The organism is Streptomyces sp. NPDC006691, assembly GCF_042869955.1.
In the GTDB taxonomy this organism is placed as follows: Bacteria; Actinomycetota; Actinomycetes; order Streptomycetales; family Streptomycetaceae; genus Streptomyces.
This window is the reverse complement of sequence record NZ_JBIAGW010000026.1, coordinates 43,272-55,238: the sequence shown is the minus strand read 5'-3', so window position 1 is coordinate 55,238 and position 11,967 is coordinate 43,272. Positions and strand designations below refer to the sequence as shown.

The following is an 11,967-nucleotide window of genomic DNA, read 5'->3' as shown; positions in this document are numbered from 1 at the left end:
TTCTACGTCGCCGGGTCGCCGTGCGACTCAGCCGTTGCCCGGGGCGACCCGCACGACGGCGACTTCGCCGGCGGACGCGGCCTGGGTGAGGGCGGCCGCGTCGGCGGTGCTGACGGTGAGGGTGACGGCGAGGTTGCCGCTGCCGAAGGACTTGTCCTGGGTTCCGGTGTCACTCACGACGGCACGCTGAACCAGCGGCGCACCGCCGCCTGTCGAACCGGAGCTGCCGCTCCCGCTGGACCCGCTCCCCTTGCCGGTGCCGCTGCTGCTGCCCCCGGCACTGGAACCGACCCGGTAGACGGCGACCGTCTCGCCGGCCTTGAGGCTGCTGGGGTACTGGCCTTCCTTGAGCGAGACGCCGACGGATGCCTTGCCTGCCTGGATGCCGGCGTCCTCGGCGAACATCTCGCCGACGAGGACGGAGCCGGCGTACAGATTGGACTTGGCCCGCAGCTTGCGCAGCGCTTCCCGCTCGTCGGGGTGGATGTAGTGGGTCTTGTCGTCCGCGGCCACCATCACCGTGGTGAGGTCGCTGTCCTGCACGGCGTGCCCCGCGGCCACATCGCCCTTGAGCTTGTACACCTCGACCCGGTTACCCGCTCGCAGCACGAGCACGGTCGCTCCGAGGGCGCCGATCAGGATGAGCAGTACGGCAAGGGCCGCGAGGGCCGGCTTGCGCTCCCGAGGCGGCGCCGGAAGCCGCTCACCAAGTGGCTGCCCGGGCACCGAGCCCCGGTGGGTCCCGGCCCCGCCGCGCTCCTGGACCTTCACGTCGCTTCTCCCCGTGGTAATTCTTTTGCGACAGCGTCGAGTTGGACAGAGCCGCATCAATGTGTATCGACCCGCGCGAAGTCGCCTCAAGCCGAAACGTATTGACCCGCAATGATCGTTCGGGCCTGCTCGGAGCCTCGCCCCTGAGCCACCTGCACACTGTCAGATCACGTGATCGCACCGTAGCAGCAGCACATAAGCACCTCAAGGCGAGTTAAAGATCGCGAACATCACTCGCCTCTCCATCACCACCGCGAAGCGGACGGGAAGTCCCGGATACCGGCCGTATGACCAGCTACGGTCCCCTCCCCCACGGCCAGTCAGGGCTCCGGTACCCGCCTGGATACGGCGTCTTGACGCAGTCGGCAGTCGTCTCGCAGACGACGTGTTTCGCACCCTTGCGAAGCGGCCCGCGGGCCTACCTCCAGGAGGACACGTGAAGAAGCCCGCGGGCCAACCTCCAGGAGGACAGGAGTACCGGCACAAACAGGAGACCGCCCGGGACCGCATACCAAGTCCCGGGCTGCCGAGACCGTAGCGGGCGTAATCGCAGGGCGAAGCCGGGCATTCTCCGGGCAGGAGGCATCTGCGGGATGTGCGCGTTCTGTGAAGGCCTACCGCGGGACGCGTTCGACCCACGCCCGCATATCCATTCCGGAGCATGCGACGGGCCGGCTTCGACCCTGCTTGGCCCATCCAACTCATGGCGCAACTCCCTCCTCCGCACCAGGGCCGGCCCAGCCGGGCAACACCATCCTCACCTCGGGTCAGGAGACGCGTCTTGAGTACCCGTACTCATCCGGCGAACCTGGTCACCGGAAGAGACAAGATCGCCGGGGCCGAGGAAGGAGGTACGCAACACCTGCCTCCGTCAGCCCAGCCGCCCCACCGGATGCCGCCCCCGGCACTCCCAGGACGCCACGGTCCAGGAGGTCCAAGCCGTCATTCGCCGACACGCGACGGGATTTCCGGACTTTGCGGGCGGTGTAACTGCGGCATGGTCAAAGGTCGGTCCTCGTTTTCCCAAGAAATTGGAACGAAAGTGCTCACGCCGTAGGATCAAACGCTGTTGCCTGCGCGCAGGGACACCGGGTCACCATGTGTGCGGTGACGTCGCACCGGCGGCCCGACGGATCGCAAGGCGGGGACATCTCGCGCACGGCAGTCACCGTGGCTCGCCAAAACTCTGGAAATCGTCCCGACTGCCAGTCTCCGGACCGCCGCACTGCCGGGACGTGTGCAAGTGAAAGGCATTGTCTTCATGGGGGACTACGTCGGCGTCGATCCCGTACGGGTGCGCAAACTCGCGGACCGCCTGGCGGACTTGGAGGGTGCCCTGGCGAAGCACGGGGCATTGATCCGGAAGAACTTCACGTCCTGGCACGGGACCCTCGACCTGTCCCTGCTGGCCCAGCAGACGCAGGCGGTGGGCGACGACGCCCGCAGCATGTCCAAGCGCGCCGATCTGGCCCGCGAGCTGGAGAAGGCCGGCGACGCCACCGGAATGTGCACCCCGGACGGGAACATCATCAACATCCCGTGGGACATGGCGGACGTCAACGCGCAGAGCGCCAAGGAGGCCGCGCTGGAGGCCGCCACGCTCAAGAAGGCACTGGACGATCCCAAGGGCGCGGGCTCCCGCGAAGACATCGAGGCCATCTCCCGTTCCCTCGCCGACCACCAGGACGACCCCACCTACCTGGCCGCCTTCGCCAACGCGGGCGGCATCGTCGACGCGGCCCGCGTCCCCCGCGCCCTGCACGAGGAGGACGGCACCCACAAGGACGAAGTCCTCAGCAAGGACTCGCAGGGGATCGTCAGCCAGTACGCCACGGCGGTCAACCGCATCCTCACTCTCCAGTCGGCGGGCAAGATCCCGCCGAACCCGGACTATGTGAAGGCACTCACCAACCCGCCCAATGACGACATGTGGTCCGTCGGCGCACTCTTCAAGTACGGGCCGAGCGGCGACAAGTGGGACACGAAGGCACTGGCCGCGGTCGGCGGCGCGATGCTCGACTGGCGCAAGGCCCACCAGATGCGACCGATCTACGTCAAGGGACAGGTCACCGCGGCCGGCTACGCGAGTGGCGGGTACGCGGACCCCCACAACTCGTGGTACGACTCGCTCGGGCTGGCGCACAACCCCAACGAAGAAAACATCTTCGACGCCCAGGACCGGGTGGCGGCCATTGAAGCCAACGACCCGTCCCTCGCCGTCATCAACCGCCTCGGGGAGAACGCGGACGCCTCACGTCAACTGCTCGGCAACAACGACTCCGGAAAGCGCTACGCCGAGGAACTGGTCGACTACCACTGGCAGACGCCTGGTCCGATAACGGTCGACGATTCGGACGGCCCGCGCAGAGTCCTCACACTGGCGGCCACCGACCAGACCCCGGGCCACATCGACGAGTCCGGCATGGCTGCCGCCAACATCCTTGCCGCCGCCGCGAAGCAGAAGGATCTCTTCGACGGACGCAACGGCACCGACAAGCAGATCTACCCGGCCTTCCCCAACGGCACCGCTGTCGCGCTGGCCGGGATCACCGGCACCTGGGCCGACAACCTGGGAGGCACCGGGATGTCGTCGCCCGACGGAGTGGCGGGTTACGACCCCTCGACCCACATTCTGGTCGGCAACAACACCGACACCGTGAAGGCCATGCAGTTGTTCGTCAAGGACAATCCGGGCGCTGCGGCCATGTTCGACGTGGTATTGCACGAGAAGGTCTCGGCAGCCGCAGGGTTCAAGGACCCGGAAAAGGCCCTGACCGACATGGGCAATACAGCGGGAATGTTCACGAGCGCCAAAGTCAAGGAGAAATACACAGAGGCGCAGCAGATCGACGAGGAGCACAAAACCAACAAGCTCATTCTCGACACCGCCGGGACCCTCTTCGGGTTCGTACCCGTTCCGAAACTCGGCGAAGGGGCCTCGAAACTCGCCGAGAAGATCGCGGAAAAGAGCCTCAAATACCCGCAGAACGTCGCGGTCATCGGCAGGACGATCGTCGCTCCGCAAACGGACCCCTTCTCGACGGACAATGCCGGGAAGCAGGAAGCGCTGAACGTGACCGCAGCGAAAGAGCAGTACAGGTCCTTCATTCCGTCGATCGCACAGGGCCTGATCAGATCGGGCACGATACCGCCGCCCACGGGAAAGTCCTGGTACAACCCCCAGACGGGCACCGTATCCGCTGACGCCGGCCACGATCACACTTTTCAGAGTTGGTGGGACACGGCCCAGGGCGACAATTATCAGAAGGCCTTCAAGGACGGCTTCGACAATGCCGAGGTGGCACCCAGTGGCAAGTAGGAATCGACCTCGGAGCATTGCCGTTGCCGCCGTCGCCGGCGCGCTCATGATGTCCCTCGCATCATGCTCGGAGGGAAAGTCAGAGGACAGCTCGCGAATTCCTGTCGCAGAGGCCGGGAAGGTTGCAGCTTTCACCCTCAGCAAGATGAGCACGGAATACGACCTCGACAGCACTGCCGTAACGGAGAGCGGACACGTCACCTCCGACCGGGCAGGGAACATATATCTGGCCAGCGATTCCAACAGCCCTCTGATGCCCGTACTGCGAATGACTCCTGAGGGCAAGGTCAGTCAGTTCACGAAGGTCAAGGAGACCCACGCCGACTCCGGTTTCACCGCCACCCCGGACGGTTCACTGGTGAGCGGCGGAAGCGACGGTCTGTGGCGGATCAGCCCCGAGGGAACCGTTACCCAACTGGAGTCCACGCACCGATTCAACCATCCTGAGCCGATCGGTATCCGGCCGGACGGCACGGTCATGGTCATCGACGGCGACAGCGTGTGGTCCCTGAAGGACGGCAAAGCTGCCGAGACCTTCACCTTCCTGGCGAACCGGACCGATGTCCGCGGAGTCGTCGCCACGGACGGAAGGACCTACGTCTCCAACAGCCGCCTCGACAATCTCCGGGTACTCGCTCCCGGCAGCGCACCCAAGACCGTGGCGGTTCAGGGCAGCCTGCCAGGGGCCGGCAAGCCGCTCTCCGAGATGGCGATCATGCAGATGGCCCCGGCCGAGGACGGGGGGGTGTATGCGAAGGTCCAGCGCGATCCCCAGAAGGACAGCGGCGGCTTCGTATACATCGTGCATATCGGCCCTACGGGCATCCTCACAGCCATGGCGCGAGCATCCGAACAAGGCAAGTCCTGCGCGGCCGGACAGCAGTACCCCGCGCTGGACAACTCCTGCGTCATGCCGTGGTTCATCGCACGGAGCGGCGAGCAGCTACTGGTCCTGGGCGACCTGTACGACCCGGAGCACACGCCGTCGCCCGCCTTGGCGATCCCCGCTCTTCGCACATGAGGGAACAGCCCTTTGGCGCGTCCGGAACCCAAGAGCCGAATCGCGTCCCGATTCCGGCGATTGCCCACCATGCCGACCTCCACCCGAGGAGATGACGATGGCCATACCCCAGGAAGACCGCCTGGACTACAACTGCCGCCAGGACATGAACGCCATAGAGACCGCCGTCAGTGAGATCCGCACGGCCATCAGGAACGTCGAGTCCACGATGCCGAAGGCCTGGATAGGCAAGAAGGCCGACAACTGGCGCGCCGATCACGATGGGCGGATGACGCGGCTGAAGACCCTTTTTGACACGTTCCCCGCCGAGGAGAACAGGCTCGTGGAGAAGGCCCAGAAGGACCAGTCGGCGATGGACAGGAAGATGCACGGGGGAGCCTGACCTCCGGGGCGCGGGCGGGCCGTCTGGCGTGCCTGAAATGTCTGGCGCCCCAGGGAAAAGGTCACCTCACCCATCCATGGCGATGCGCCCCAGTTGCCCATTTTCCCCGGGGAGTTCGCTCTGGTGAACCCGGCGTTCCCTCGCTAACGTCGGTCCCTCAGACCACAACCGCCTCACGGGGAGCTCCAGTGAACCGCCGCACCCTGCCGGCCGCCGCCGCACTCACGGCGACGGTCGCTCTTCTGCTGACCGCGTGCAGCAGCAATGACGACAAGCCCAAGAGCCCGGACAAGATCGCCGGGGCGGACCAGGGCTCCAAGGCTTCCCCGACGCCGAGCGCGTCGGCCTCGGCGAGCGGCGGGGACCGGCCGAAGATCGAGCTGCCGGCGGACCTCAAGATGACGTTCGAGGCCTCGAACACCGGCGATCCGGTCAAGGACGCGGTGCTGGCCGACGGTGCGGAGCGTATGCGCGCGGTCAATGGCGCCATCGCCGGTGTGGACCCGAAGTACGCCGCGCTGAACTACTACAACGCCGGCAAGGCGTTGGAGGCCGCCTCGACGTGGGTGGAGAAGTTCAAGAAGGCCGGACAGTCGATGACCGGTTCGCTGAGTTACTTCAACCGTCAAGTCACTCTGAACAAGGACAAATCCGCGTCACTCGTGTTCTGCGCGGATGAGAGCAAGGGCTACACGAAGGACCTCAAGACCGGCCGGGCCAAGATCACTACTCCGTCGAAGAACGACTTCATCCTGTACAACACCAGGCTGGAGAAGAACGCCGACGGCGTATGGCAGACGACTCGGATCGTTTCGACCGCGGGGGCGGCTCAATGCGTGAAATGAACAGAGGCAGGATCAGCGCGGGCATAACGGCGACTGCAATCCTCATCGTCCTGAGTGCGCCCAACGCTTGGGCCGGTGTTACGCCTCCGGACGGAAGCCGGGAAACCGACACCCCGCCGCCGACGGGCAACTCCAAGCCCGACGGTACTCTCTCCGCCACCGCAGGTGGCGTGGTCTACGACCGCTCCAAGAATGGCACCGGCAACTCCACCGGCCCCGTCACCGCGGTCGGCAACTGGACGCCTCCCGCCTGCTGGTACGCCCCCAAGTATTCCCCCGCACAGTTCAAGGCATACGTGGAGCCGATCTGGAACGCCGAGTCCACCGGTTACCAGTGGGACGCCCAGCAACGGGACAAATACGTCAACGGCCACCCCTACACCGACTTCAACCTGGACAAGGCCGACAAGGGCTACTGGTGGGACTCCTACGTCAACACGAGCTACCCGCCCGGCTGGGACGCCTGCAACAAGCCCTACTTCTGGGTCGACAAGGGTGCTCCGCCTCCCGCCGACGTACCCGAAGCGATCACATCCGAAATGCTGGCCAAGCTGGCGTACGCAGAGATCCGCGTGCCGTCCACCAAGGTCACCCTGAAGCCCGACGGCGCCACGAAGGTGAACCTGCCGACGTGGGCGTGGCTGGACAAGACAGACTTCCACCCCGTCTCGGTCACCGCGTCCGTCCCGGCCCTCAACATCTCGGCGACCACGACCGCCAGCCCGGTCTCCCTCAAGCTCGAACCGGGTACCGGCGACGCCACTGTCTTCCCCGCCTCCGGGGAGTGCCCGATCAACGCCGACGGCTCCATCGGCACCCCGTACGAGGCGGGCAACTCCGACAAGACCCCACCCTGCGGCGTGACCTACCTGCGCGCCACCGGCGCCACCCCCTACACCCTGAAAGCCACGGTCACCTGGAAGATCCACTGGACCGGCACCGGCACCCCCGGCGGCGACCTGCCGGACGGCACATTCGGCCAGGACCAGCAGGTCACCGTCCAGGAGATCCAGGCGGTCAACCGCTGAGCCGCCCAGGCCGACCCCTCGGCCTGCCTCAGGTCCGCCCCTCAGGTCCGCCGCCTTCTCAGCCTGCCGTACAGAACGAGCGCTTCCATCCCGCCGAGCAGGCCGCCGCAGGTCCACAGCATGGCCGCGGAGACACCGTGGACATCGGTGCTCAACCGGGAGCCGAGCCAGCCCTCCGGGTCCGCGACCAGGGTGACCGACTGGCCCGGCCGCATGTCCTTCTCGCAGCCCTCGGTGTCCTCCACCGTGTACGTCGGTGAATGGGCGAGGTCGGTGCGGACCACCGAGCACGTATGGCCTTCGCTGTGCTTGAGGTGGTACGCCTCGACGTCCGCGATCTTCGCGGGGTGCCGCTCACCCCGCTGCTCCATCACGTAGTCGTTCATGGCGGGCCCGACGAACAGGGCGAGGGCGAAGCCGAACGCGGCCACCCCGGCTCCCGGCCCCGCCCCGCACAGGGCCCAGGCCACGCACAGCACGATCAGCAGCGGCACGATGGACAGGGTCAGGGCCAGTGACCCCGGGTGCTGCCCGAGCCATCCGCACCCGGCCAGGAGCAGCGGGGTGAGGACGACCGTCAGCACGGTGACGATCAGCCTCCGACCGCCGCCGGCAGGCCGCCCGGTCGCTATGGGCGCCCCTGGTGCGGTCCCGCCGAGGTCCGCCGTCTTAGTAATTCCTGTTCCCATTACGCCAGCCCCTCGTCTCGCGAGCGTCCGAAGAGGACATTCCTGGGCACGGCGAAGAGGGCGCCGCTGAGCGACAGGGCGGACCTGTCCACCTCCTCCAGCACGAGCGCGATCGCCAGGTCCGTTGCGTCCGCGTCCCCTTCGACCTTCACCATCCGGCACCCTGAGTTCACGGGGACGCGCCGGCCCCGGGTCGTAGCGATGGTGCCGCTCTCGCCACAATGCCAAACAACCGGGGCGTGGTCATCGTCACGTTCCATCAGAACCCCTGACTATGACCAAACGGCCATTGGTCCGGCAGGGCCGCGCCCCCACGAGGCTTTGCCACAGGCGTAACGCCCCTTCACCGGCGGGACGGTGCTGCCGTCACCGCAGATGGGGCTGCGAGTACACCAGCACGGGAATATGAGGAGCGAAAGCGTCCACCGCGGCCTGAAGACGTTCCGGGTCGAGTCGCCAGAAGTTGATGGGACGACTGGCCAGGAACAGCTCGTGATCAACGTGCGGCGCCAGCTTCGAAGTCTTGGCGCGGCTGAGGTGGGTGTTCATGCCAGGCAGGTGCGGTGCACCCGGGCGGCGCTGCAATCCGACGTAGTGGATCGGGTTGGCGGCGGTGATCTGGGACCACAGCACGACGGAGGTGATGTCCCCCCACGGTACGAAAGCCAGTTGGCTCTCGTACCGGGCGGGCGCTCCCCCCAGCAGCACCCCGGCCTCATCGACCCGGAAGGCAACCAGTCTTTGCCACTTCATGCCGCCAAGGAGTTGGAAGGGCGTACGACGGAAATGGGCCTCGTACACGGGTGGGTTCGCGTCAGTCATCGGAATCCTCATGGGCGGCCGGGCGGTGCGGGACATCTCCGGCGGAGTATCTACTTCGCTGCCCCGGACTTCTTCTTGCTCTCTTCGTCCTGCACTCGCTGAAGAATCTTGTTGTACTGGCCGCGAGCCGCGTCCAGGGCATCGTGGATGGCTTTGCGCCGGCCGTTCCACTCCTTGCGGAACCGATCGGCTGCCGGGCCCTGCCAGGCGTCCGTTCCCGATGTCGCATCCACCGCGTCCAGTGTCTTGTCGATCTCGTCCGCGAACCTTTTCAGGTTGTTGAGGTCTTTCCTGCACTCCTCGACGCGATCGCTCATGATTCCCTCCCCGTAGATGCGCCGTCAGGCGATCGGCTGCCTGATCAGCTTGACGATCTGTTCTTCAAGGACGCGTTCACTGACCTCCTGTGCCGTGATTCCCGTGGGAGCCTGCGGCGAGTCGACGTGCACGGTCCACACTTCCCGATCACTCGCGTAGGCCGTGAGCAGCGGACCGGGCTCGTCGTCGAGCACCATCAACTGACTGACCACCAGGGCATTGTCGATGACGCGCGCCAGCGACTTGTCCACCGCTCCGGTCGTCAGCGCCGAGGCGTCCAGCTGGACCGTCCTGCCGTCGCGGTCGGCCACGCCGAATGGGTCCACCAGCGCCTGCACCATGCGGGCGGCGTCCCTCGCCTCGCTGGCCAGCGTGAAGATATGCATCCCGCCGCCGGTGACCTGCTCGATCAACATGAGCTCGGGCGAGTGCACGAAGACGAAGGCCGTCACGGTGCCACCACTCGTCTGCTGCTCGACGGCGAGTGCGCGGGACGCCGTGCGGCGCAGAGTCAGCGCCATGCTTACCTCGGGCGTGACCCGCATGTCGACGTCCGCGGTGAGCCCCGGCTCGGTGCCTTCCGACTTCAGGACAGCATCCAGCTCGGCGATGTTCGCCACCTCCACCGCTCCCCGCGAGACGAGGGAGCGCAGCGCAGTCCCGAGCACCCACTCACGCTGTTCGTCCGAGAGCGTCGCCAAATGAGGCGCCGGAGCCACGACCTCCGTGAGCGCGTCGGGGTCCAGTACGGCGAGCTCCTCATCGGTGAGCTTGATGAGAGGCTGGCTGCCTCCTTCTGCCAGGGCCTTGCCGACGAGTTCGCGGAACTTGCCCAGTTCGATGTCGAGTTCAGGGTTTGCCATGCCGATTCCTAGAGTTGTTTGTTGCCGGACGAATCCATCGCAGAGGTGAGCAACTACCAGAATTTGAACTTCTTCACTGCGTTGGGCACCAGGTTCGTGACCGCACTCTTCGCACCGTTGGCAATTTCCTTGCCCTTGTCGGCGACACTCCCGGCCCATTTGGACGTGGCGTTCCAGGCCTTCTTGGCGCCGTCCTTGATCGCTTCTCTGTTGTCCCAGGCCCAGGTCCCGATGAAGTAGGCGCCCGCCACACCGAGGGCCGCCCAGCCGACCACGGGGACCGCGGCCGCCACTGCGGCGCTCGCACCGAGTGCTCCGGCTGCGGCTCCGCCGCCCAGCACGGCCGCGGCTCCGCCCGCCTCCACGACACCCATTCCCCGGTCGAAGCCCCCGAGCACGCCTTTGTGGTCGGGAATGACCATCTCCTTGACACCGTGGACGATGGCCAACGGCAGTCCGACGCGGTCGAGGATGCTGAGGCCGGGCGACTGCGCCAGGAGCTTCGCCGGAAGAGGGATCTTCAGTTTCGTGGTGAGGAAAGTGCGCAGACCTTGCTGCCACTTCCAAGGCTGCTGATAGAGATCTTCGATCTTCTGGAGCTTCAACAGCTCCCGCATGTAATCGATGTTCTTCAGCTTCAGTCGGTCGCCGGTGATGCCGAAGTACTTGTTCAGTTCGAGGACCGCCTTGGCCCCGGCGACGTTCTGCCCCTGCGACCAGCGCTGGTAGAGCTGCAGGGATGCCTCGATACCCGAAGCGATCTTCGTAAGTCGCAGCGGGGTCGTGACGTTCTTCTTCAGTTCCTTGAACTCATCTGCGTACGCCCCGACTTCACCCTTGTGCTCCTGGTATTCCTGCCAGGTCTTCAGGACCCCACTCATGCCCATGAACATCAACTCGACGCTCGGATCCGTTTCGAGGATTCCGAGTCGGTCGCGCACGTCCTTGGCCTGGTCACGGGACCACGACGCGTCCTGGGGAATGCGCTTCAGATTCCCCTGGTCGCCTTCCCATTTGGCAAGGAGCCCGGAAACCAAGGGGCCCTGGATGGAGAGTGCGCCATCGGCGACGTCCAGTGCGGCGGCCAGCCGCATGGCCTTCTCCTTGGTCATTCCTCTGAACGTCATGCACAACCCCCGTCGACGATGTCCGAATAGCCATGGGAGCAGAGTTCGTCGCTCCCTGCGCCGCCGACCCGCGTCGGCGCGGCCTCCCTGACACAACCCCGCCCCCGCCGTTCGAGGCCCCCGCACGGTTGCGCGGGGGACCACAGCAAACGGCCCGACCCGCCGGCGCAAGCACATCCCCGAAGCGGCAGGGGTGTTGCCAAGGATATCGACGTTAACCGTGGTGCCCGTGGTTTCGCCAGCGCGAACCGATCCGCAGGCCCCTGCCCGCCAACCGACCTATCGCCTAGCCGACTTATAGGTCAGAACGGGACATTGATCTCCTTCTCCGACCTCTTGGAACCACGCTACGCAGCCCCTTTACGGGAACCATCAGTGGTGCGGTAGCGTCAGTTGGTGCCGAGGGTTTTATCGGTAACACAGTGACACGGGGAGGAATGCAATGGAACGCGGAGCAAGTCTCAAGGAACTCAGGGACCTGGCGAAGCTGTTCGGTCGGAGCGCGCACGACCTGCAGACGATCATCAGCAACCTGAACTCGTCGACGTCCGGCAGCACCGGCTACTGGAAGGGCCCCAAGGCCGACCAGTTCCGCCACGACTGGGATGACGCGCGGGCCACGTTCTCCAAGTGGGTCGACACGCTGCACGACGCCCAGAAGTCCGCGTCGACCAGCGCCGACAACATCGAGCGCGCCACCTGATCCGTACGGGATCGGTTGGCTGAAGCACGACCGCGGGGCGCCCCGATTCGTTCGGGGGCGCCCCGCGGTCGTGCTTGCC

Annotated in this window: 13 protein-coding genes; 6 read left to right on the top strand and 7 right to left on the bottom strand. The window is 65.9% G+C overall.

What is annotated here, in order from left to right:
- Positions 1-27: 27 nt before the first annotated feature.
- Positions 28-771 carry a hypothetical protein gene (locus ACFYNP_RS34710; RefSeq protein ID WP_388405356.1) on the bottom strand — a complete coding sequence of 248 codons (744 nt, stop codon included), beginning with the start codon at positions 769-771 and terminating at the stop codon, positions 28-30.
- Between the two features lie 1,261 nt (positions 772-2,032).
- Between ACFYNP_RS34710 and ACFYNP_RS34705 the strand changes: the two genes are divergently transcribed.
- From ACFYNP_RS34705 to ACFYNP_RS34685, 5 genes are all read left to right on the top strand, one after another.
- Positions 2,033-4,090: a hypothetical protein gene (locus ACFYNP_RS34705; RefSeq protein ID WP_388791177.1), complete on the top strand. Its 2,058-nt coding sequence runs from the start codon at positions 2,033-2,035 to the stop codon at positions 4,088-4,090.
- Positions 4,091-4,235: 145 nt separating this feature from the next.
- The gene (locus ACFYNP_RS34700; RefSeq protein ID WP_388791175.1) at positions 4,236-5,111 is read left to right on the top strand and encodes a hypothetical protein; all 876 of its coding nucleotides are present in this window, start codon (positions 4,236-4,238) and stop codon (positions 5,109-5,111) included.
- Positions 5,112-5,208: 97 nt separating this feature from the next.
- Entirely contained in the window at positions 5,209-5,493 is a 285-nt protein-coding gene (locus ACFYNP_RS34695) for a hypothetical protein (RefSeq protein WP_388405347.1), read from the top strand.
- Positions 5,494-5,681: 188 nt separating this feature from the next.
- Positions 5,682-6,338 (top strand): hypothetical protein, encoded by a 657-nt coding sequence (locus ACFYNP_RS34690; protein ID WP_388405345.1) that lies wholly within the window; start codon positions 5,682-5,684, stop codon positions 6,336-6,338.
- Positions 6,326-7,366 carry a hypothetical protein gene (locus ACFYNP_RS34685; protein WP_388405342.1) on the top strand — a complete coding sequence of 347 codons (1,041 nt, stop codon included), beginning with the start codon at positions 6,326-6,328 and terminating at the stop codon, positions 7,364-7,366. Before ACFYNP_RS34690 ends, ACFYNP_RS34685 begins: the two co-directional genes overlap by 13 nt.
- Positions 7,367-7,407: 41 nt before the next feature.
- On the opposite strand, the gene ACFYNP_RS34680 is transcribed toward ACFYNP_RS34685, so the two are convergent.
- The 6 genes from ACFYNP_RS34680 to ACFYNP_RS34655 all read right to left on the bottom strand — a co-directional run bounded on the left by ACFYNP_RS34680 (position 7,408) and on the right by ACFYNP_RS34655 (position 11,170).
- The gene (locus ACFYNP_RS34680) at positions 7,408-8,055 is read right to left on the bottom strand and encodes a hypothetical protein (protein WP_388791173.1); all 648 of its coding nucleotides are present in this window, start codon (positions 8,053-8,055) and stop codon (positions 7,408-7,410) included.
- Entirely contained in the window at positions 8,055-8,210 is a 156-nt protein-coding gene (locus tag ACFYNP_RS34675; protein WP_388791171.1) for a hypothetical protein, read from the bottom strand. The genes ACFYNP_RS34680 and ACFYNP_RS34675 overlap by 1 nt, the downstream gene beginning before the upstream one ends.
- Before the next feature lie 211 nt (positions 8,211-8,421).
- A complete protein-coding gene (locus ACFYNP_RS34670) occupies positions 8,422-8,877 on the bottom strand; it encodes a hypothetical protein (RefSeq protein ID WP_388405335.1) in 456 nt (151 codons plus the stop codon).
- Positions 8,878-8,927: 50 nt separating this feature from the next.
- Positions 8,928-9,194 (bottom strand): hypothetical protein, encoded by a 267-nt coding sequence (locus ACFYNP_RS34665; RefSeq protein ID WP_345253942.1) that lies wholly within the window; start codon positions 9,192-9,194, stop codon positions 8,928-8,930.
- A gap of 24 nt (positions 9,195-9,218) precedes the next feature.
- A complete protein-coding gene (locus ACFYNP_RS34660; protein WP_388405332.1) occupies positions 9,219-10,058 on the bottom strand; it encodes a hypothetical protein in 840 nt (279 codons plus the stop codon).
- A gap of 53 nt (positions 10,059-10,111) precedes the next feature.
- Positions 10,112-11,170: a hypothetical protein gene (locus tag ACFYNP_RS34655; protein ID WP_388405329.1), complete on the bottom strand. Its 1,059-nt coding sequence runs from the start codon at positions 11,168-11,170 to the stop codon at positions 10,112-10,114.
- 457 nt (positions 11,171-11,627) lie between these two features.
- Between ACFYNP_RS34655 and ACFYNP_RS34650 the strand changes: the two genes are divergently transcribed.
- Entirely contained in the window at positions 11,628-11,888 is a 261-nt protein-coding gene (locus tag ACFYNP_RS34650) for a WXG100 family type VII secretion target (protein ID WP_388405326.1), read from the top strand.
- The last annotated feature ends 79 nt before the right edge of the window (positions 11,889-11,967 follow it).

Bases quoted from the DNA above. Each gene is read 5' to 3' on its own strand.
- ACFYNP_RS34685 (WP_388405342.1), top strand. From the start codon at position 6,326: ATGCGTGAAATGAACAGAGGCAGGATCAGCGCGGGCATAACGGCGACT.
- ACFYNP_RS34650 (WP_388405326.1), top strand. From the start codon at position 11,628: ATGGAACGCGGAGCAAGTCTCAAGGAACTCAGGGACCTGGCGAAGCTG.
- ACFYNP_RS34665 (WP_345253942.1), bottom strand. From the start codon at position 9,194: ATGAGCGATCGCGTCGAGGAGTGCAGGAAAGACCTCAACAACCTGAAA.
- ACFYNP_RS34695 (WP_388405347.1), top strand. From the start codon at position 5,209: ATGGCCATACCCCAGGAAGACCGCCTGGACTACAACTGCCGCCAGGAC.
- ACFYNP_RS34700 (WP_388791175.1), top strand. From the start codon at position 4,236: ATGAGCACGGAATACGACCTCGACAGCACTGCCGTAACGGAGAGCGGA.
- ACFYNP_RS34655 (WP_388405329.1), bottom strand. From the start codon at position 11,170: ATGACCAAGGAGAAGGCCATGCGGCTGGCCGCCGCACTGGACGTCGCC.
- ACFYNP_RS34675 (WP_388791171.1), bottom strand. From the start codon at position 8,210: ATGGTGAAGGTCGAAGGGGACGCGGACGCAACGGACCTGGCGATCGCG.
- ACFYNP_RS34680 (WP_388791173.1), bottom strand. From the start codon at position 8,055: ATGGGAACAGGAATTACTAAGACGGCGGACCTCGGCGGGACCGCACCA.
- ACFYNP_RS34705 (WP_388791177.1), top strand. From the start codon at position 2,033: ATGGGGGACTACGTCGGCGTCGATCCCGTACGGGTGCGCAAACTCGCG.
- ACFYNP_RS34670 (WP_388405335.1), bottom strand. From the start codon at position 8,877: ATGACTGACGCGAACCCACCCGTGTACGAGGCCCATTTCCGTCGTACG.
- ACFYNP_RS34660 (WP_388405332.1), bottom strand. From the start codon at position 10,058: ATGGCAAACCCTGAACTCGACATCGAACTGGGCAAGTTCCGCGAACTC.